A 19,977-nucleotide genomic window follows, 5' to 3' on the forward strand; every position below is an offset into this window, starting at 1 on the left:
CGAGTTATGAATTTGACTTACTGTCAGAGGTAAATAATTTAAATCTTTTTGATTTCTACCGAAATCAAATAATCCCGTTACTCTTGCATGTAATTTCCCTAAAACAAATATATTACTCATTAACACTTCGGGAGACTTCATGAACTCTCTGGGAGATTTAAAGCCATCTTTCACACATTTCATTCTTGAATTATGCACTTGTAATGTAACTAAAATTTCTGATAGATAATCACCAATTTCAGGTTCACCTGAATGTATGCAATCTCTAAAGATAGTTCTATGGCTATTTGGTAACTTCGGTAATTCTTGGTTTAATTCTGAGGTGCATTTATCATTTTCTTCGTTTTCTCTTCTATATGCTTCTAACAATAATTTTGCACTTAATTCCAAGTAATTAGTCAGTTCACTTAATACTTCAGGTAGGAATGCTTTAGATGCAATAAAGTCGCGCTCTTTCTTTTTTTTGTCATTGTATTGAGTTGTATATAGGGCTATAAAACTAGCTAACAGTGCTATTAAAGCTGCATTTAAAGTTTGCCAATCTTTAAGTACCTTAATTAAACCCTCTAAACCATTATAGAACAAAGGTTCTACAAACATAAAACCTATATATAATGCTATTACTGAGCCCGATGAAATATAAAAGAATATTCCTCTTACTATTTTCATTAAAATACCTCTTTATATTCCATAAGTTATTTTTCGTGTTTAACTATCACTTTTAAATTTTTAATAATTTATAAAAAGTGACAGTAAAATATAAATAATAATAGCCTTTACTGTTGTTTATTTAATACCACTGGCCTGTTTTAAATTCGAAATAAACTTTTCAGTTATTTAATTTTTTATCAAACGCCTCAGCCAACTTTTCAGTTTCACTAAAAACAGTATTCCAATATTTTATACGCGTGTCTGCATCAAGATCGGTAAAGTCATTTCTGTCTGGAATTTTTCCGTACGGTAAGCTTGCTATAAATTCTTTTGATGGAGTGATCATTACCACATTATCGTAATTAAGTGGTGATACTTTACGTTTTAAATTTTTATCGAACCACCCTGCTTTTGGCTCACTATTAAAATGCGGATATAAAATTAAGCCTGGGTTATTAATTTTTAAATCAAAGTGGTAATCAATTATTCCGCCATCGCGATATATTCCTTGCGGCGAGCCTTCAATATTTTTTATGCCTTGCATAACAAGTGGTATTGAACCCGATGCAAGTAACGCGTCTTTTAAATTATTTTGAGTAAGCGCTATGCTTTGCGTTTTAAAATTGTAGGTGTCGGTAATTGATAAGTCACTTGTTGCTGGGCCAAATATAAAGCGCTCATACTGTGAGCCTAATAATTTTCGGTTAACGCGGTTTAACATATAACTTTTTGACAAGCCCATAAGTTGTATAAGTTTATTTTCGCTGGCAATAAAGCCATTCGATTTTGCTACTATAAAGTGCGCTTTAAATATTGGGTTATTTATAATTTCGGTTACGCCGTTATCGCCAAAAACATCTTCAAGTAATGCGCGCGCTTTTATTGTGATTTCACTTGGTGTAGGTTTATTACTTGAATATCGCGTTTGCGAATACGATTTTGCTAAGCGCTCAATCGCAGCAACAGGATCGTTTTGTGCAAAACACGCAGAGCGAAAAGCGCCAGCAGATGAGCCAATTAAATTAAGTGGTTGGGTACGGCTTTTAAAAAATTCACCAAAAATATATTTATCTAAGCCAAATAATGTAAACCATTTAGGACCGCCACTTGCACCTAAAAAAGAGGTAAAAAGTTCAGGTTTAAAGCCCTGTTCGTTAATAATTTTAGCCGCTGTTTTCCCTGCGTGAATCTCGATCATCTAAAAAATTGTGCCTTTATTTTGGTTGCTATAGTTTTCTTACAATACTGAAAGTGAATATTTATGCAAATCAAAAAGCGACTTTATGTTGCCATAAAACCGCTTTTTATAGTTAAGTGTGCTGAATTAGTCCCAAATGCCGTCTTCGCATTTACCCTGTACTTTTACATCTTTTACTTTAAATTCGGGCTCTAAACCTTTGTCTCTTTGTGCGTGGTAATCGCTCGTAACAGACAAAATAGTCGGCGTTAACAGTATAATAGCGATAACGTTAACCACTGTCATTAACCCTAAGGCAATATCGGCTAAATCCCAGACTTCTTTTAATGTGGCCGATGCGCCCCACAACATCATTGATAAATAAAGCAAAGTGTAAATGCCGCGCCCTACTTTGTTGTCGAGCTTAAATAAGTGCAAGTTGCTCTCTGCATAGGCGTAGTTTGCCACTACCGATGTAAAAGCAAATAAGGTTATAGCGGCTGCTACAAAGTAAACACCACCTTGTGCTAAATGAGCGGTCATCGCGCTTTGTGTTAAACGAATGCCTTCCATTTCACCGCTTATGTCTATATCGGCTAATAAAATGATCACCGCGGTACAGCTACACAGTACTATTGTATCGAAAAATACGCCTAGCATTTGTATGTAACCTTGCGTTACAGGGTGATTAGGTATTGGGCTGGCACTTGCTGAAGCATGCGGCACACTACCTGCACCGGCCTCATTAGAATATAAACCACGTTGAATACCGTTTTTAATGGCAGCGCCCATTGCACCGGCGCCTGCTTCTTGTAAACCAAACGCTGATAAAAATATATCTTTAAGCATGGCGGGTACTTGCGGGAAATTTATAATCGTAATAATTACCGCAGCAAGTACAAACACAATGCCCATTATTGGCACAACACGCTCTGCAAACCGGGCAATTGCTTTAAAGCCACCGAGTATAATTGAGCCGGCTAGCACGGTAATAACCAGGCCTGAATAAAATGTAGGAACTTCAAACGCGTAATTAAGTGCGTCGGTAATTGTGTTCGTTTGCATTGCGCTAAACGTAAAGCCGTAACCTAAAAACAAACACGCAGCAAACACAATTGCAAACGCCCGGCTACCCAAACCTTGTTGAATATAATACGCAGGGCCCCCTCTAAACTCGCCGCCACTATCGCGCACTTTATATACTTGCCCAAGTACACTTTCGGCAAAGCCTGTAGCCATACCCAATATGGCTATTACCCACATCCAAAATATAGCGCCGCTGCCGCCAAGTGAAATTGCAACCGCCACACCGGCTAAATTACCGGTACCTACCCGTGCACAAAGCCCTGTACACAACGCTTGAAATGATGAAATGTCGTCTTTTTTACATTTGCTACTGCCTTTTAAAAGGCTAAACATATGTTTAAATTTAAGTATTTGAATTGCTTTTAGTCGTACTGAAAACCATACCCCCGTAAACAAGAGTATATAAATAAGTACCTGGCCTTCTCCCCACAAAAGGTTGTTTACGCTTTTGACGACGGTATCGAACATTGCTAATTCCTTCTTATATTTTTTATATTAATACCCTTTTTTGGGTATAACGGCTTTTGCTTGCGACATCGACTAAAAATTTAATGTAAATAAGGCAGCTAAGCTGCCTTAAAACTATACATTATTTATTTTGCAAATGAACTCCTGCAATCATGCACCTAACTGAGCCACCAGCCGACTCAATAGTAGGTATAGGTAATGGCACAAGCTTAGCCGTTTTTTGTATAACTGTTATTTGTGCCGGTGTAAGTGCATTAAACGCAGTTTGCGATAAGGCTAAAATACGACCATTTTTACCTTGTAGTTCAATAGCATTGCCACAAAAGTTATTAATTTGCTCAAGCGTTAAATCGATAACTTGATGATGGCTTTTCAAAAAATGTTTAGCTAACTGTGCACGTTGTTCAATTGGCACCATATTTAAACTGATCATTACAAATTTTGTAGCAATACACATTAAAACATTAGTGTGATAAACCGCAGTTCCTTGCTCGTCATATGCGTTAAACACTATGGGTGATAGTTTTAATTGCTCACATATTGTATTAACCACCGACTTGGTAGTTCTTTTTGATTCTACCGCGTAAGCGAGTTTATTTTGATGATCGATAACCAGTGAACCAGTGCCTTCAAGAAATGAATTTTCTTTCGATAAAAATGAATAATCAGTCACTGAAGACACTTTATAGTGATCCGTTAAAAAATCAATAATATCTTTTCGATATTCTAACCTTCTGTTTTCTACAAACATTGGATAGATTATTAATTGGCCACTTTGATGAGTTGAAAACCAATTGTTAGGAAAAACTGAATCGGGAGTGTGTGTTTGCTCATCTTCAAAAAGGTGAACTGTTACCCCTTCATTTTTTAATATTTGTACGGCATTAGTCACTTCTTTAAATGCTTGTTCACTTTGATTTTGTGCTAAGCATTCACTTTGAAATGCGTTATCGAGCATTGTATGTGGGTTAGATGTAAAGTGATGTGGCCTTACCATCACTACAGCATTGGGGGCTTGGTTTACTTCGCTCATGCCACGTGCTCTTTTACTAATGGTTGCTCACTAAGCACTGAAAATAAATTACGAGGGTCCGCTTGTTGTGTAATTAAATCAAGCAAAGCAAACTCGCCCGTTTTAATTAACTCATCGCGTATAAATACCAGTGCTGTAAAGTCTTCGCTCGCAAAGCCAACACCGTCAAAAATGGTTAATTCATCTTGGCTAGTACGCCCAAGCGACTGCTTATTAATAACTTTATGAAACTCAGTTACTGTAAAGCTTGGACTCATTTGTTGAATTTCGCCCTCTATTCGAGTTTGTGGCTCGTATTCAACAAATACATTAGCACGCTCAAGCAATCTAGCATCTAACTCTGTTTTACCTGGGCAATCACCACCTATGGCATTAATGTGCACACCTTGTGGGATCATGTCATTTGTTAAAATAGTGGCGTTAGTTTTATCAGCAGTACAGGTAGTGATAATATCTACCCCTTTTACTGCCTCTTGTACACTATTACAAATAATCACGTTTAACCCGCATGCACTTAAATTAGCAAATGCTTTTTTAGAGGCGCTTTTATCTATATCGTATAAACGAATATGCGTAATACCTAGTACCGCTTTAAAAGCGAGTGCCTGAAACTCTGATTGAGCACCGTTGCCTATTAAAGTAAGGGTTGTTGAGTTTTTAGGTGCTAAATATTTAGCTACCATTGCAGAAGTTGCGGCTGTACGTAGTGCTGTTAGTAAACACATTTCGCTTATCATAACCGGATAGCCACTATCTACATCGGCTAAAATACCAAATGCAGCGACTGTTTGAAGTTCTCTAAAGGTGTTTTTTGGGTGACCATTTACATATTTACAGCTGAACATTTGGCCATCACTCACTGGCATTAGCTCTATTACACCCTCTGGTGAGTGTGCTGCATAGCGAGGTGACTTATCAAACTCAGTCCAACGGGCAAAGTCGGTTTCTAATTTATGTGTTAGATCTAGCAAAACGTTTTCGACCCCTAAGCTATTTATAAGCTTAACCATTGCCTGAACGCTAACAAATGGAACGCCTTGTTTTGGCTGTGCTATAAAATGACTCATGCTGAAACCTCTTGAATAAATGTATTAGTTAATTTAAAACAAGTTTAACGAGGCTACGTGCTATTTAATATGGCAATTAATTACACAAATAGTACTAATTTTTATCATTTTGCTATCCAGTTATGTACAATTTATGTATTTTGGTCAGTAACTTCTTTTAAAGGTTTGATTTATGACTCCTTACATTTATGACTCTCTTGATAATGCTTTAATAGCTGAATTACGAAAAGACGGCCGCGCTTCTATTTCAGCTTTAGCCGGTTCTTTAAATGTATCACGTGGGACAGTGCAAAATAGATTAGATAGATTAGTTAGCTCAGGCGCTATATTAGGGTTTACTGTACGCGTTCACGAACACATAGAAACAGAAGCCGTGCGCGCAATTATGATGATAGAAGTCGTTGGTAAATCTACCTCACAAGTAATTAAAACAATGCGCGGAATACCCGAGCTTATAAAATTACACACCACCAATGGTGCATGGGATTTAGTTGCAGAGCTTCAAGCTGCAAATTTAAGTGAGTTTGATGGAGTGCTAAGGCAAGTACGTGAAATTGACGGTATTTTAAATAGTGAAACAAGCATATTACTTTCATCAACTTAAGTTATTTTTAATATTTAAAGAATACTTAAATGAAGAATATTTAAATGACACCCATTTAAATTTTTAAAAATTGAGGGGTTAATAAATATACAAACTAGGGTGGGTGTCATTTAAATAAAAGGCATTTAAATGAATAATACTGCAACTTTTAGTCGCAGTATTATTCATGATTTGGGTATCCAATTTGCTTAATTGTAACGATACTCGCTTTGTGAGTAGTTATGCGTATTGCTGATCTCAAATTGGCTTTGCTGCGCTAAATAAGACCGACCTGCAGCTAAGCCTAATTTATGATCAAAACGTAAATCGTTATTTGAACTACCTAATAATTTGCTATGCAGTTTTTCGTCTGCAAAAATTTGTATTATTTCTACATCATTTGGTGGATTTGCAATAAACTCAAGCTCATCTAAATACGCTTTTTCGTGCTGTATTAAGTAGTCCAATGTTTTTGGACAATAGCCTGATGCTATAGCAAATGTTCTTAGCTTTTGTACCCATGCAGATTGCGCTTGAAAATTAGCGTCAACCGTTCTTATTACAACAATTTTACGAGCACCTCGGTTGTAAGCTTCACGCACGGGAAGTGGAGCGGCTAAACCGCCGTCTAGATAAAAATCGCTCTGTGCTTGTTCTTCAACAAGATGTGTTTCATTCGCTGCTTTTGCGTTTAACCAAGGTGTTAACTTTACACCTTGTTTGTATAAAAACGGGAGTGCGCTAGAAGCCTTTAACAAATCACGCCATTGCCCACTATCACCTGTAGGCGATAAGTAATAAGCTTTTCTGTCTCGTGCGTTTGTTGCTGTTATAAGTAGTTCACGCTCACCTAAACTAGTTTTCGCTGTTTTGAAATCTATAGCTCTGTTTACTTCAGTGGTTTTGTCAAAGTACCAATCTAAATCAACTATATGCTTACCCACTAATCCGCGACCAAGCTGAAAAAAACGCTTATTACGCGAAAGTCCTCTAATCAGGCGTTTAGCGTAGCCTTTTTGACGCGCTAAGTAGCTAGTTAAGTTTTGCGAACCCGCTGAAGTACCAATAAATAAATCAAATGGGTCATAGCTTTGCTCTAACCAAGCATCAAGTACGCCAGCTGTGAATATCCCTCGCTGCCCGCCACCTTCAGCAATCAGAGCAACTTTTGGCTGCGCTGTTTTGTTAACTGAATTAGCTGTTGCGGTGTTTAGAGAGTTCACGGTGTACCTGCCTTTAATTTTATGATGTCTGGTTTAATAGCTACATTATAAAAAACAAAAGTGATATCTTAAAATTGATTGTTTAAATCAGTTCAATTGAAAAAACAGAACGGTATATAAAGCAAAATATTTACTAAAAATAGCAATCAAATTTACTTTGAATATTTAAATAACAAATACAGACATCACTTAAAGTTAATAAAATGAGTTAAAAAAGTTTAACTTTTGATGATGTCTGTATATTAACAAGCCCAGAGTGTACGCTTGCTTAACTAACTATATTTTAGTGTTTTATTTCCATTAAAATTTCGAGTGCACGGTGGCGTTTTTCACTATCGAATACATCATTGGTAAATATAAACTCATCAACTTCTAGCTGTTTAGCTATCATCTCTAACTTGTGTTTAATACTTACATGTCCGCCTACTACGCTTAGACTTAAAAAATTCTCTACATGAGCGCGCTCTTGTTCGCTCCATAACCCGTCCATGCTTTCAACAGGCGGTTTTAGCCACAGCTCATTACCGCGTATAAGTTCGAGTACACGTTGCTTAGAAGTAGTCGATAAATATTGCGCTTCATCGTCGGTATCTGCAGCCACTAAAGGCAGTGCAAGCATTACGTATGGCTTATCAAGTACGCTTGATGCTTTAAATTCGCGCTTATACAACGCTATTGCATCGTGCACAAAGCGCGGTGCAAAATGCCCTGCAAATACATACGGTAACCCTTTTTGCGCCGCTAGTTGCGCGCTAAATAAACTCGAGCCTAATAACCAAATCGGAACGTTTGTGTCCTCCCCCGGTATAGCACGTATAAGGTGCGTACCATTGTAAGGACCTAACAATGTTTGCAGTTCAGTTACCTCACCTGGGAAATTTTCTGCGCGGCTCATATCGTTGTTTAATGCACGACTCGTTACAGGATCGCTACCTGGGGCACGCCCTAGCCCTAAATCTATTCGCCCTGGATATAAGCTCTCTAATGTACCAAATTGTTCAGCAACAACTAATGGGGAGTGGTTTGGCAGCATAATACCGCCTGACCCAACGCGTATCTTTTTGGTATTACCTGCAATGTGACCAACCAAAATTGAAGTGGCCGCACAAATTATACCTGGCATATTATGATGCTCAGCAAGCCAAAAACGGTTAAAGCCAAGCTCATCAGCACGTTGAGCGTATTTAGTACTTTTATGAAGAGTGTTAGTAACGCTGTCCCCTTTGATCATGGGGGCAAGTTCTAATAACGAAAAAGGAATGGAATTCAACAAAATAGCAGCTCCTAAAAATGCATGCTAACAATGTATTACATCATTAGCATAAAACACTTAAATGGGTCTTCTATTAGGTCAATTCAAGTTACGCAGTGGTATTAGAGCAAAATAGGTATATGTTATTTTGCTCTAAGGTATTCAAGCAAGCTGTGCATCACGTTGGCGCAGCTTTTTATAGCCTTCTGAATCCACGCCTTTTTTCCAATACCCTGAGGAAACAATATTACCGCGTGGTATATTAAATTGCTCTGTTAGCAGTGCTTTTGCTTTACGAACAAGCCCAGCTTCCAATGCCATAAATACAATGGGAGGCTCTGCTGTAATGTGCAAATTTTGAAGCGCGCTAAGTAGCGCTTCGTCAGCATTGTCGGTAACAAGCCAATTAACATCGCGGCTTGTTTCTAAATCAATAATGTCTTTTTCGGTGGGTACATGTACAAAGGCATCAATTTTTGAAAATAAAGGTAATTGCTGTATATACCCCTTTATTGCATTTACCGAAGTTAAATCCCCTAGCAACACATAATGCGAATGCCCATAATTATCTAGCTTTTTAGGGCCTGGGCCTGCAATACCTACCTCATCACCTACTTTTGCAATTTTAGCCCAGTCAGTTGCCGGACCTTGGTGCATATTTATAACAAAATCAAGTGTTAACGCGCCTGTTTGTGCATCTACATGCCTTATTGTGTAAGATCGCATACACGCTGTTTTTAAGTTAAAATCTACTTCACCATTTTTTGGGATCAGTACTTTTACATAGTTACCAATGTGCTGTGAGGTTAAGTCGTTAAAATCATCAGAGCCTACAACAATGCGTTGTAGGTGTGGTGTGATTTGCTGCGTACTTAATATGTTAGCTTTGCGAATTTGTTTACCCATGCATTACCTCGTTTTACAAAACTTGGACTTTAATACCAACTTGCATAAATCTTTGATCAATTTAACAAATTAAATAGACCCCATATATAAGCAGATTGGTATAATAATTGTCTGCTATAAAAGCAGACATTGCACAACGCCCCATTGGTTGATAAAATCAACTATAACAAATTGATTGACTTTGTCAACTACATTGAGAGTTTTATGAATACACCTTTATCAAATACGCTGTTTGAATTGATGCAAAATTACCGCGTCACAATTCGTGAAGCAATTAACGCAGGCGAACTTGGTATTAATGCTATGCACGTACGCTGCATACATATTATTGCGAACGTAAATAACTGTACGGCTAACGATATTGTTACTAAAACGCAGCGCGACAAAGCGCAAATAGCACGTTTAATTAAAGATCTTATTGGCTTAAATTTAATAAATAAACAGGCAAGTGAGCACGATAAGCGCTGCTTTATTTTGTCGCTCACAGAGCAAGGTAAAGTTCTTTTTGATAAGTTATTAGCCTCAGAGCAGAAAATAAATAATCAAATGTGTAAAAACTTAAACCCTCAGAAAATCAAAGACTTTTTAGATATCGCACAGCAAATGATCAAAAATATGGATTGATCGGTTATACATTTCTTGGCATAACTTACACAAAACGCATATACTGTACACTTATACAGTATATGCGTTTTAGGTTGTGTTATGTTTGTAATTCCCATTTATATAGAAGCAGGCGTGTGTGGCTTTGAATCGCCCGCAGCGCAGTACACCGAGCTAGGTGTAACCCTTGATGAGCTTTTAATAAAGCACCCAAATGCTACCTTTATTGGCCTAGCATCGGGCAACTCTATGCAAGAAGTCGGAATTTTTGAAGGGGACTTATTAGTTATCGACCGTGCAGAGCCTGCAGAAAATGGTGACGTTATTGTTGCTAACTTAAATGGTCTTTTTGTATGCAAGCTGCTTGATAAAACCAATGCGCGGCTGCTTTCAGCTTCTTCTTTACATAAGCCTGTACAACTAACCTCTGCAGACGAGTTTCAGCTCGAAGGCGTAGTAACGCTATCAATAAGAATGCACAGGCAAAGCCCAGAGTTACTAAAATGTATGCCTTAGTTGATGCTGTGTCGTTTTATGCCAGTGCCGAAAAAGTATTCGACCCTGCTATTCGATCCAAACCCGTGGTTGTACTTACCAATAACGATGGCTGTGTATGCGCTATTTGCCCTATTGCTCGGCGCTTAAATATTCCTAAATTTGGCCCGTACTTTAAAGTTAAGCATTTACTTGAGCAAAACAACGTTGTTATTCGCTCTAGTAATTACGAGCTTTATGCTGATTTAAGCGACAAAATGATGAATATCATCGCTCGCTTTTGCGATACACAGCACATATACAGTATTGATGAATCGTTTTTGCACTTTGATGGCTACACATCATTAATTAAAGACTGGCATGAATACGGTCATACAATAAGGCGCACAGTATGGCGCGAAACAAAGCTTCCTGTAGGTGTAGGTTTTGGCCCGACCCCTACTTTAGCAAAAGCCGCTAACCATGCCGCTAAAAAGCTCAGTGGTTTTAATGGTGTTGCAGTAATAAATAGCGAACAAACTCGCCAAGCTATTTTACAAAGAATGAGCTGCGAAGATGTGTGGGGGATAGGCCGCCGGCTAGCTAAAAAACTTAAAATAATGAATATACACACCGCCTGGGATCTTGCTCAGCAAAACCCTAGAGCAATGCGCCGTGCATTTAGTGTGGTTGTTGAACGCACAGTAAGCGAGCTTAACGGGATAACATGTTTAAATTGGGATGATGTACGACAAGATAAGCGGGAGATTTATTCAACCCGTAGTTTTGGAGAGCGCATATGTGAGCCAACAGCACTTAAAACAGCGCTAATTAACCATGTAACCACAGTGGCTAATAAATTAAGAGCGCAACACTCGCTCACTCACCAGCTTTATATTTTTGCAGCCAGTGGCGCGCACGAAAATAGATATTATAAAAAGTCTTTTGTGTATAAGTTCCCCTCACCCACTAACGACACCTGCGTGATGGCTAATGCTGTATCTGAGGTATTTAATAAGATTTACCAACCCGGTATACGGTTTTATAAATGTGGTGTGGGTGCGGTAGAGCTAATATCAGAACAGTTTCAGCAAAATGACTTATTTAATAAAAGCCCTGATAATCCAAAACTTATGCAATGCTTAGACACAATTAACAATCGATACGGAAAAGGAATGCTAAGCCTTGCAAGTAGTAAATTAAATGACCGGTGGCACATGAACCGTGATTTTTTGTCGCCGCAGTACACTACGCGTTGGCGCGATATCCCTAAAATATACTGCGAATGATTTGCTACTTACTACTTACTAGATGCTTTATTTACTCTCATCTGCTTTTTTAAATGTGCACTCTACATTGGGTTCGCTCAATGTGTATTTGAGTGTGTTATCAGCTAAAAATTTGATACTTTGACTGATTGTTTTTTCGTTTGCTGGGCTTTCACAACGGCTCATTCTTAAGCCGTTTTCAAGGCCATCACTTTTATATTTAAGCGTGCTGGTTATAAAGCAAAAGTTTGGTTTTTTAATGGTTCGGGTACCATTGTGGAGCGATCCAAATACAATTTGCTCACCAAGTTTAAAACCAGCACTTAAATCACTTTCATCTGTCAAACTCAAATTGCTGTTAACGCATAACCCTGAGTTGCTCGACACAACTTCGTAGGCTCCCAATTTTGACTTTAAAAGCGGTATAAATCGTGTTTTATTACTCGGCTCAGAAAAAGCATTTGCACTTGTAAAAGCGACAGTTAATAAAGCGAGTGTTAAATATTTCATTTCGTGGGTGTATCCTCGTGAGTCAGCGTGTTAAATAATAGCAAAATGCCTAATCACTTAGCTTTTATAACTTTTAACAACTATAACAGAGATTTACTATAAAAGGAGAGAAGTCGTATTCAGGAACCAAGACGCGAGCAGCTAAGGGAGCTTTGCTCGACTATTACTAATTCTTACATGTGTGTAAGCCAGTAAGATAACGCAAGAGCAATTACCGATCCCATTAGGTTACAAACCTCGTGCCGCGAATAAATCCCTTAGATTGAACACATTTAAATCCACAAAGATTCATCCTAGATACTGCATTACAAACCATTTTGCTGTTAAGTACTTTAGTTAATACGTACTTAAACAACAAAACGATTTATATCAATGCGCTTACTTGTAGGGAAATTAAACTCATTAAATTGTTTAAATAGCGCACAAATTACTATTTATTTTATTGCCAGTACTTTGCAAATAATAAAGGGTAGCTTTGCTTTAAAAACTTAGGTTTGTCTTTAAAACGTTTGCCTTTGGGTTCATCGCTGCCTGATGGAATAAACGGTAATTCGTCTTCGCTGCGTTCTTCAAATAATAAACCGGCTATTAAATCATACTCATCAATATACGGGTAAGGCTGCTCATTTAAGTAATAAACAGGTGTACACTGCGCTAACGAATCAGCATTTTCTAAAGCGTTTTCGAAAACTGTTTTACCACGCGAAATTAACCAACATCTAAACTCGCTAAAACCGTAATCGTCGTTACATCCAGCCATCACAAAAGCGGCACCAAATAAATCCCAGGTAAAACACTTGCGCATATGTATGCCAAAATGCTTATCAAAATCAATAAGGTGTTGATCGCTTAAATCATTAAGTTTAGTTTTTAGGTTATCGCTCACACTTTGCGGATCGAGCCCTAAATCAGGCGTTGTTACTAATTCCCAAAAAGCCTGTTCTGTTAACGCTGCCATTATAAAATCTCTTTTACTCGGCCAACTTGACCATCTTCTAAACGTACTTTAATGCCGTGTGGATGATTTGGTGATTTTGTTAAAAGGCGCTCAACCACACCCTCAGTTAATGTGCCGCTGCGTTGATCTTCTTTTAATACAATATTTACTGTGGTACCTGGTGAAATTTGCGAACGCGTAGGAACAGCCATAATTTAAACCCTAAAAATAATTTATCTAATTATAACGTCCATGTGCTATCAAACCAACAAAAGCTCTGTTAATTGGCGGAAAATGAAATCTGTGCTGGTTTTGCGTTCAACTTAATACTAGTAAGCTCTTTGAGTATTATATTTGTTAATTCGTTAAGTTGCGGTTTTGCACTTTCAAGGGCTATATCATCATTAAAATAGCATTGTACTTTTAACGTATTGGCCTCATTATTTAAATCAATGGTATGCGTTAGATAATCAAAACCAATTACGCTTTCTTTTATTGCTTCGCATGCATTAGTAAGTGCTAGTCTAATGTGCTTATCGCGCTGCTTTTGAGTTTTAGTCATAATATAAAGGTTACTTATTTAGTTTCTGCTTGTTGCTGTTTTTTAAACTCTTCGTAGTTAGAATCTTGTTTATCTAAGCATTCGTAATATTCTTTGTCAGCTTTATAGTTACACTCATCAAGGCGCGCCGATTGAACTTCATGAAAACGCGCATCAGAGCTACAACCTGCTAAAACACATAATCCAATAATAAGTAATGCGCTACTTTTTAGTTTATTGATAAACATTAAATTTCCTTACACTTTCTATATCGAAAAAGCGTTAAATTATTACAGTATTATTGTATATTAGCGCCATAAAATCTTAATCTCCAAAGGATCTATTTCTATGATGTCGCAGTTACAAAAGTTGTTTCAGCGTATAGACAAAAGCAAGATATTTCAATCATTTGTTATAGCTGTAATTATTGTTTCTGCCCTTACAGTAGGTGCACACACTTACTCACTACATCCTACCGTAGAGCTTGCTCTAAATTGGATGGACGTTGGCATTACTGCATTCTTTTTAATTGAACTAATAATCCGCTTTGTTGCAAGCAAAGGCATTAAAGACTTCTTTTCTAAGGGATGGAATATATTTGACACTATCATAGTATTGGGCAGTTTATACCCTGCTGCTGGCTCTACAATGTTAATAGCTAGGCTGTTGCGCATATTTAGAGTGTTACGATTGGTTTCGATGATCCCAGAGCTGCGCTTATTGGTTAACTCATTGCTTAAAGCCATTCCACAAATGGGTTATATAGCCCTATTAATGTTTGTTATTTTTTATATATACGCTGCAATGGGCAGCATGATGTTTGCTGAAATAAACCCCGTACTTTGGCAAGATGTTTCAATCTCCATGCTTACTCTGTTTAGGGTGGCAACGTTTGAAGATTGGACCGACATAATGTACGAAACAATGGCGGTGTACGAATTAAGCTGGATATATTACCTTACGTTTATATTCTTAACTGCATTTGTATTTTTAAACATGATGGTAGGTGCGATTTTAGAAGTAATGAGTGAGGAGCACCGAAATGCCCGAGAAGAGCTTGCGGATAACGATTCTCTACCTGCAACACAAGGTCAGGTAAATGAGCTACAACTTCAAATTGCAGAGCTTAAAGAGCTATTGAGTAACCGCAAAAACTAATCTGAGAAAAGTACTAAAGCACCCACTTAAAGTTTAAAAAGTGGGTGCAGCTTAAGTATTTAACTAAAACGAACATTACCAAAGAGCTTTAATTCTCCTCGTTATCAGATTTTTCATCCGTATCTTCAAAAGAAATAACGTTATCTACTTTCATTTTAAACGCATCAAAAAATGCGTTTTCTAATACCGAAATCACAGCTTGAAAAGTCGAAACATCCGTATTATCTAATTGCCCCTCTATAGGGATACGTGCAGCAACAAGTTTAGACTCATCGTTTTCGAGTATAGAGCCCAGTAAATCAACACTGCCTTCAAATATGGCCGTAAATATTCCATCGTCATCTTTTTCTATATCTTCGCGCCACGAGAACACACTCAAGTTTTGAACGCCCGCTTTTACATAACCATTTAAGTTATTGTCTTTAGCCACCAATTCCATAGCGCCATCAATGCCACCCGCTTCAATATCAAAAGGCGTGTATACCTTAAATACAGTATCGAGGTTTTTAACAGAGAAACGCTGTACCTCTGCGTTAAAATCAAAATTGGCTTGTTTACTAAAGGGATCTAATTTGCCATCAAACTTTAATGCGGCCTCCCCCATTAATGCACCTTCTACGCTTAGAGTAGTCACTAGTGTTTTTGATAGGTTTTGTGCGTTGGTTATATTTTCAATTCGAGCGTTGATATTTGATATAAAAGTGGGTTTTTCACCACTATTCGTTGAGTTAACTAAAGTTAACTTGCCTTGCTCAATTGTTAAGGTATCAATAGAAAACAGTACTAAATTATTGACGAGACCTACCCAAGTAGTTTCGTCTTTTACTTGTTTATTTTGCTCAGAAGCATTGGGGTCTTTATCATAAATAACTATTTTAGGGCGCGTAAACGCCATGTTTGTTACTAAATTCCCTTTTAAAAGGGCTGACCACGCAAGTGAAAAATCGAGAGTTTGAATACTCAGCAAAGGCTTAGGAGCTGAAGTTGCATCAACAGCATAAATTTCAACGTCGTCAATTGCGTAGGCACCGCGATATAAAAACAAATCTACGTCACCAACATGCCCAGTAACACCTTGTGTGTGTTTTAGCTGATAATTTACGTAGTGCTGAACTACATAAGGCGCGGCTATTCGCGTTAGTATAAGTAACACAACCAGCGCTATTACACCTTTAAGGTATTTGTCGTGAAATATTTTGGATGAAAAATGCATTGTAATTTCCTTTACTAAAAACGGGGGCCTTTTGACCTTTCAGGGTTAAATTTTTCTATATAAAGGGCTGCGTATGTTTAATATTTATTTTTATAAAGCACTTATGAAGATAGCCACACAACATAAACTCTGCTTTACCTAAAACCTAAACGTACAGCTACAAATTTAACCTAGAAGAATAAATAAGCCCTAGCTGAATTCTTTAATTAAGCAAATAAATAAACGTGTAAAAATTACTAATAATTGTAATTTAAATACCTGTTAGGAATAAAATTATAAACAAAGCAAAGCCATATAAGCTTAAAGCTCTAAACAACAGTTATTACAGCAAGGGATATACCACTATTCAAATACACAACTTAAGAAATGATTGCATACATATCTATTTACAATTTAGCTAACTAATAACCGGCGTTAGGTCGAATAAACCGCTTTCATCTACTAAAGTAAAATTAACGCAAACAAGAATAAAAATACATGAATCCTATTTTTTATATATTAGTTACCCTCTTTTTCACCAGTATTATTTGGTCTGTCATATTTTTAATGTCGTGGTATACGTTAGGTAAAAAGCAATATGCCATGCTTTGGACAATCGCATTTGCATTCTCTGCATGCCAATGGGCAACAATGTTGGCAGAACCATTATTTAACTCAAACACATTATATTGGATGTTAGGAAGTAGCTTCTCTGTAGGTTCAGTACTGCTAGGTACGTGGGGGCATTGCATTAGGGTAAACTCGGGTATAAAAATTCGCTATTTAATTATCTCAGCAATAGTTACTCTTGCTGCTGTCTATTATTTTACAGCTATATATGTGCATGTTGGCTTATTTATGTCCTTGTATGTGTATTATGATGTGATTTTACTTGTACTCAATGCAGTTATTATTTTCAGGCATAAACAAAAATCACTTCCTGCCGAAATAGGCGCTAGTATTACTTATACGCTATGTGGATTACTTTTATTTGTTGCAGCAAGCATAGCGTTACTGCAAGGCAGCCAAGTAAATGAAGAATATATAGCGCTGTATACATTAATTAATTTTATTACTGTCCCTACTGCACATGTAGGCATGGCCGTATTCATAATATTTATGATGGCATCAGATTTAGCTGAAAAAATGAACCATCTTGCAATGAGCGACGAACTTACAGGCTGCTTAAATAGGCGTGGATTCTATAATAAAAGCCAAGAGCAACTAAAAGATAAACTTAATAATTATAACTACGTCAGCTTAATTTATTGGGATATAGATAAATTTAAAAAAATAAACGATGAATTTGGACATGCAGGTGGTGATTTAGTTTTAGTAGAAGCTGCAAAAATAATGCAAAACTGCATAAACCCATGTGATTTATTTGGCCGCATTGGCGGCGAAGAATTTGCTTTATTAATAGCAAGAAACGACGAATCGTCAGCTAAAGATCTTCCCGAAAAACTAAGAAGTGCACTGGCCAGTTACCCAATTCATTTTAACGATAAAGTAATTAATGTAACGGCAAGTTTTGGCGTAATAAATATTAAATGTAATAAAACGACAATTGAGAGTGCAATAAATGAAGCAGATAAAGCACTCTACCATGCCAAGAATGAAGGGCGTAATCAGGTGGCTCATGTGAATACATTAAGTTAATAAAAGTTCATTATTACTAGGGGTATTGACCTTTAGCGACTGATTTTTCAGTAGCAGGATTATGTACAAAGCATGATGAAAACGCTAAGCAAAACGCACGGCACTGTTGGATCATCCCTACATAAACAAACTTTGTGAAAAAGTCAGCGCTCTAACTAATAAGTTTAAGCGCGTCGGCAAATCTAACTGGTTTACTAAATATGAAACCTTGATACTTATCAATTTGTAAGCTTTGTAATAACGTTAACTGAGCTGGGCTTTCTACGCCCTCCGCTATTACTTGGCAACCAATCATATGCGACATGTTAGTTACCGCAGATACAATACTTTTATCTTTTGAGCATTCACAAATGTTATCAATATAAGATTTATCTATTTTAATGTAATCAACTGACAGCTCTTTTAAAACCGATATAGAAGAAAACCCGGTACCAAAATCATCAATAGAGATACATACACCGGTATTTTTTATGGCCGTAATCACTTTTGACAAATACGGTAAATTTTTAATCATGACTGTTTCTGTTATTTCTAAATGCACATTGTATGGTTTAACTGCGTATCTATTTAAAAGCGCAACTAAAAAATCTAAAAAATTATGGTTTTCTAGTTGCAAGACAGACACATTAATCGACAATCCAATCTTACTATTCACCGCATTTAACTTACTTAAACTCGCAATGGCTTGCTCTAGTACAAACTCACCTAATATATTAATTTTTCCATATCGCTCTGCAATATCTATAAATTCTGAAGGGGGGATAAATTCATCATTAAATTGCCAACGAAGTAATACTTCAAACGTGGTTATTTCATTTGTGCTTATATCAACAATGGGTTGATAACAAAGATGAAAGTCACCTTTTTCTACGCACTCTTTAATTGAGCTACGAAGTACTTCTTCTCTTTTAAGCGATTCATGCATTCGCTCGTCAAATACCGATATTTCGTTACGGCTTTTCTTACCTTCATACATAGCAACATCAGCGTATTTAATCGCGTCTTCAAGATTAAAATTTTCACGCGTAAAATAAAGCCCAACCTTAAAAGAAGGGTTTACTTGATAGCTATCCATACTCACTGTTTTTGTTAAGGTTTTAACTAATCTAAAAACACAGTCAAAAAGTTCGTCTTCGGTGTTATTACGGGAATAAAAAATAAACTCATCCCCACCCCATCTACACGCAATAAAATCGCCTTGAGTTTGTGTTTCAACTAATCGTTTACCTGTTTGGGCCAGCACAAAATCCCCAAAATCGTGACCGTATTTATCGTTGATGATTTTAAAATCATCCATATCTAAAAATAAAACGGCTTTAATATCATCATTGTGATTGGCTAAATCAAGTTCAACATTAGAAACAAAACTACCACGGTTAAATAACTTAGTGAGGTTATCTTTTTGCTCTAAAAGGATTATTTGCTCGGTGCGAAGTTGCACTTCATTTTCTAAGTTTTCAATAAATTGATCTAACTTAAGTTCATTATTAATTGATAATTTTACATCTTTTGCAGTACGTACAGCAGTGACAAAGCATAAAATAAACCATAAAACGAGCCCTAAAATACCTAGTACATTCTCATCTTCAATAGGCTGTAAAAGTAATAAAATACTAAAAGGAACCAATAAGCAGGTTATATACGACAAGGAGGAACGAATATCTGAAGCTAAAACATTAACGCCTCCACCAGCAAGGGAGCTAAAAACAACCAATGATACAAATTTTTCCTGCATTTGCATGTTTTCATAAAACAAAATAGGAAAAGCAGCCCATGTTAAAGCCGTTAATAATAAACCTATAAAATACAGATGATATTTAAAAGCATGGGTGTTGTTAACAAATACATGGCTTGCTATTCGAAGTAATGAAATAAATGATAACGTAAAAAGCCAATAAAGTTTTTCTTGCGAGGCGCTGTGGTTAATACTGCTAAAAATAAGAAAACAAGAAACAACCGTGTTTATAGCAATTGCAGAACTAAAATAGGAGCTAACAAATGCTAATCGCTTATTGGCAAAGTTATTTGTGTGAGAGGTCATTAATGTTACTTGAATAGGCTGTTGCACAATGTAAACAGTTTACTTAAGTTCAATAATAAACAAAAGTGAACATTCATAAAAAAGTATTGTTTTAGCCTCTTAAGCGGTTTTATAAGCCATTAAACTAAAAAGGGCTGGCAAATTGCCA

General features: G+C 36.8%; 21 protein-coding genes. 6 read left to right on the top strand and 15 right to left on the bottom strand.

Features of this window, described 5'->3' with window-relative positions:
- The 5 genes from H5089_RS13035 to H5089_RS13055 all read right to left on the bottom strand — a co-directional run.
- A partial coding sequence (locus tag H5089_RS13035; RefSeq protein WP_182712370.1) for a hypothetical protein occupies positions 1-669 on the bottom strand: 669 nt, incomplete at its 3' end.
- Between the two features lie 160 nt (positions 670-829).
- Positions 830-1,849 carry a patatin-like phospholipase family protein gene (locus H5089_RS13040; RefSeq protein ID WP_182712371.1) on the bottom strand — a complete coding sequence of 340 codons (1,020 nt, stop codon included), beginning with the start codon at positions 1,847-1,849 and terminating at the stop codon, positions 830-832.
- A gap of 126 nt (positions 1,850-1,975) precedes the next feature.
- A complete protein-coding gene (locus H5089_RS13045) occupies positions 1,976-3,382 on the bottom strand; it encodes a sodium:alanine symporter family protein (protein WP_182712372.1) in 1,407 nt (468 codons plus the stop codon).
- A gap of 121 nt (positions 3,383-3,503) precedes the next feature.
- Entirely contained in the window at positions 3,504-4,415 is a 912-nt protein-coding gene (gene ctlX, locus H5089_RS13050) for a citrulline utilization hydrolase CtlX (protein WP_182712373.1), read from the bottom strand.
- Positions 4,412-5,482 carry an ornithine cyclodeaminase gene (locus H5089_RS13055; RefSeq protein ID WP_182712374.1) on the bottom strand — a complete coding sequence of 357 codons (1,071 nt, stop codon included), beginning with the start codon at positions 5,480-5,482 and terminating at the stop codon, positions 4,412-4,414. Before H5089_RS13055 ends, ctlX begins: the two co-directional genes overlap by 4 nt.
- Positions 5,483-5,654: 172 nt before the next feature.
- On the opposite strand from H5089_RS13055, the gene H5089_RS13060 reads away from it, so the two are divergent.
- On the top strand, positions 5,655-6,086 hold the full coding sequence (locus tag H5089_RS13060) for an Lrp/AsnC family transcriptional regulator (RefSeq protein ID WP_007377579.1): 432 nt from the start codon (positions 5,655-5,657) through the stop codon (positions 6,084-6,086).
- Positions 6,087-6,274: 188 nt separating this feature from the next.
- Here the strand turns inward: H5089_RS13060 and H5089_RS13065 are convergent, their stop codons facing one another.
- The 3 genes from H5089_RS13065 to H5089_RS13075 form a co-directional block, all read right to left on the bottom strand.
- Positions 6,275-7,288: a patatin family protein gene (locus tag H5089_RS13065; RefSeq protein ID WP_182712375.1), complete on the bottom strand. Its 1,014-nt coding sequence runs from the start codon at positions 7,286-7,288 to the stop codon at positions 6,275-6,277.
- Between the two features lie 283 nt (positions 7,289-7,571).
- Complete coding sequence (locus tag H5089_RS13070; protein ID WP_024597585.1) at positions 7,572-8,561, bottom strand: LLM class flavin-dependent oxidoreductase; 990 nt, start codon at positions 8,559-8,561, stop codon at positions 7,572-7,574.
- A gap of 141 nt (positions 8,562-8,702) precedes the next feature.
- Positions 8,703-9,446, bottom strand: coding sequence for a siderophore-interacting protein (locus H5089_RS13075; RefSeq protein ID WP_182672349.1), 744 nt, complete (start codon positions 9,444-9,446; stop codon positions 8,703-8,705).
- Between the two features lie 204 nt (positions 9,447-9,650).
- Between H5089_RS13075 and H5089_RS13080 the strand changes: the two genes are divergently transcribed.
- The 3 genes from H5089_RS13080 to H5089_RS13090 all read left to right on the top strand — a co-directional run bounded on the left by H5089_RS13080 (position 9,651) and on the right by H5089_RS13090 (position 11,812).
- On the top strand, positions 9,651-10,070 hold the full coding sequence (locus H5089_RS13080) for a MarR family winged helix-turn-helix transcriptional regulator (protein WP_182712376.1): 420 nt from the start codon (positions 9,651-9,653) through the stop codon (positions 10,068-10,070).
- An 81-nt stretch (positions 10,071-10,151) separates the two neighbouring features.
- The gene (locus H5089_RS13085; protein WP_004334808.1) at positions 10,152-10,565 is read left to right on the top strand and encodes a S24 family peptidase; all 414 of its coding nucleotides are present in this window, start codon (positions 10,152-10,154) and stop codon (positions 10,563-10,565) included.
- Positions 10,553-11,812: a Y-family DNA polymerase gene (locus H5089_RS13090; protein ID WP_024598178.1), complete on the top strand. Its 1,260-nt coding sequence runs from the start codon at positions 10,553-10,555 to the stop codon at positions 11,810-11,812. Before H5089_RS13085 ends, H5089_RS13090 begins: the two co-directional genes overlap by 13 nt.
- Positions 11,813-11,839: 27 nt before the next feature.
- Here H5089_RS13090 and H5089_RS13095 read toward each other — a convergent pair whose 3' ends face one another.
- The 5 genes from H5089_RS13095 to H5089_RS13115 form a co-directional block, all read right to left on the bottom strand.
- Positions 11,840-12,301, bottom strand: a complete 462-nt coding sequence (locus H5089_RS13095; RefSeq protein WP_004334802.1) for a hypothetical protein — start codon at positions 12,299-12,301, stop codon at positions 11,840-11,842.
- 439 nt (positions 12,302-12,740) lie between these two features.
- Positions 12,741-13,259: a DUF4240 domain-containing protein gene (locus H5089_RS13100; protein ID WP_024598177.1), complete on the bottom strand. Its 519-nt coding sequence runs from the start codon at positions 13,257-13,259 to the stop codon at positions 12,741-12,743.
- Positions 13,259-13,450, bottom strand: coding sequence for a YwbE family protein (locus tag H5089_RS13105; RefSeq protein WP_007583223.1), 192 nt, complete (start codon positions 13,448-13,450; stop codon positions 13,259-13,261). Before H5089_RS13105 ends, H5089_RS13100 begins: the two co-directional genes overlap by 1 nt.
- Positions 13,451-13,518: 68 nt before the next feature.
- The gene (locus H5089_RS13110; protein ID WP_076924672.1) at positions 13,519-13,800 is read right to left on the bottom strand and encodes a hypothetical protein; all 282 of its coding nucleotides are present in this window, start codon (positions 13,798-13,800) and stop codon (positions 13,519-13,521) included.
- A gap of 14 nt (positions 13,801-13,814) precedes the next feature.
- Positions 13,815-14,027 carry a hypothetical protein gene (locus tag H5089_RS13115; protein WP_182712377.1) on the bottom strand — a complete coding sequence of 71 codons (213 nt, stop codon included), beginning with the start codon at positions 14,025-14,027 and terminating at the stop codon, positions 13,815-13,817.
- Positions 14,028-14,127: 100 nt separating this feature from the next.
- On the opposite strand from H5089_RS13115, the gene H5089_RS13120 reads away from it, so the two are divergent.
- Entirely contained in the window at positions 14,128-14,937 is an 810-nt protein-coding gene (locus H5089_RS13120; protein WP_182712378.1) for an ion transporter, read from the top strand.
- Between the two features lie 88 nt (positions 14,938-15,025).
- Here H5089_RS13120 and H5089_RS13125 read toward each other — a convergent pair whose 3' ends face one another.
- Complete coding sequence (locus H5089_RS13125) at positions 15,026-16,150, bottom strand: DUF748 domain-containing protein (RefSeq protein ID WP_182712379.1); 1,125 nt, start codon at positions 16,148-16,150, stop codon at positions 15,026-15,028.
- A gap of 477 nt (positions 16,151-16,627) precedes the next feature.
- On the opposite strand from H5089_RS13125, the gene H5089_RS13130 reads away from it, so the two are divergent.
- Positions 16,628-17,788, top strand: coding sequence for a GGDEF domain-containing protein (locus tag H5089_RS13130; RefSeq protein WP_165723860.1), 1,161 nt, complete (start codon positions 16,628-16,630; stop codon positions 17,786-17,788).
- 151 nt (positions 17,789-17,939) lie between these two features.
- Here the strand turns inward: H5089_RS13130 and H5089_RS13135 are convergent, their stop codons facing one another.
- Positions 17,940-19,829: a bifunctional diguanylate cyclase/phosphodiesterase gene (locus H5089_RS13135; RefSeq protein WP_220486961.1), complete on the bottom strand. Its 1,890-nt coding sequence runs from the start codon at positions 19,827-19,829 to the stop codon at positions 17,940-17,942.
- Positions 19,830-19,977 lie beyond the last annotated feature (148 nt).

Origin of the sequence: Pseudoalteromonas sp. SR45-1, assembly GCF_014163655.1 — a bacterium.
Classification (GTDB): Bacteria; Pseudomonadota; Gammaproteobacteria; order Enterobacterales; family Alteromonadaceae; genus Pseudoalteromonas; species Pseudoalteromonas distincta.

Excerpts from the sequence above, each read along its gene's own strand:
- H5089_RS13130 (WP_165723860.1), top strand. The coding sequence starts at position 16,628 with ATGAATCCTATTTTTTATATATTAGTTACCCTCTTTTTCACCAGTATT.
- H5089_RS13105 (WP_007583223.1), bottom strand. The coding sequence starts at position 13,450 with ATGGCTGTTCCTACGCGTTCGCAAATTTCACCAGGTACCACAGTAAAT.
- H5089_RS13045 (WP_182712372.1), bottom strand. The coding sequence starts at position 3,382 with ATGTTCGATACCGTCGTCAAAAGCGTAAACAACCTTTTGTGGGGAGAA.
- H5089_RS13055 (WP_182712374.1), bottom strand. The coding sequence starts at position 5,482 with ATGAGTCATTTTATAGCACAGCCAAAACAAGGCGTTCCATTTGTTAGC.
- H5089_RS13135 (WP_220486961.1), bottom strand. The coding sequence starts at position 19,829 with ATGACCTCTCACACAAATAACTTTGCCAATAAGCGATTAGCATTTGTT.
- ctlX (WP_182712373.1), bottom strand. The coding sequence starts at position 4,415 with ATGAGCGAAGTAAACCAAGCCCCCAATGCTGTAGTGATGGTAAGGCCA.
- H5089_RS13110 (WP_076924672.1), bottom strand. The coding sequence starts at position 13,800 with ATGACTAAAACTCAAAAGCAGCGCGATAAGCACATTAGACTAGCACTT.
- H5089_RS13120 (WP_182712378.1), top strand. The coding sequence starts at position 14,128 with ATGATGTCGCAGTTACAAAAGTTGTTTCAGCGTATAGACAAAAGCAAG.
- H5089_RS13095 (WP_004334802.1), bottom strand. The coding sequence starts at position 12,301 with ATGAAATATTTAACACTCGCTTTATTAACTGTCGCTTTTACAAGTGCA.
- H5089_RS13075 (WP_182672349.1), bottom strand. The coding sequence starts at position 9,446 with ATGGGTAAACAAATTCGCAAAGCTAACATATTAAGTACGCAGCAAATC.
- H5089_RS13085 (WP_004334808.1), top strand. The coding sequence starts at position 10,152 with ATGTTTGTAATTCCCATTTATATAGAAGCAGGCGTGTGTGGCTTTGAA.
- H5089_RS13090 (WP_024598178.1), top strand. The coding sequence starts at position 10,553 with ATGTATGCCTTAGTTGATGCTGTGTCGTTTTATGCCAGTGCCGAAAAA.
- H5089_RS13080 (WP_182712376.1), top strand. The coding sequence starts at position 9,651 with ATGAATACACCTTTATCAAATACGCTGTTTGAATTGATGCAAAATTAC.
- H5089_RS13115 (WP_182712377.1), bottom strand. The coding sequence starts at position 14,027 with ATGTTTATCAATAAACTAAAAAGTAGCGCATTACTTATTATTGGATTA.
- H5089_RS13040 (WP_182712371.1), bottom strand. The coding sequence starts at position 1,849 with ATGATCGAGATTCACGCAGGGAAAACAGCGGCTAAAATTATTAACGAA.
- H5089_RS13100 (WP_024598177.1), bottom strand. The coding sequence starts at position 13,259 with ATGGCAGCGTTAACAGAACAGGCTTTTTGGGAATTAGTAACAACGCCT.
- H5089_RS13060 (WP_007377579.1), top strand. The coding sequence starts at position 5,655 with ATGACTCCTTACATTTATGACTCTCTTGATAATGCTTTAATAGCTGAA.
- H5089_RS13125 (WP_182712379.1), bottom strand. The coding sequence starts at position 16,150 with ATGCATTTTTCATCCAAAATATTTCACGACAAATACCTTAAAGGTGTA.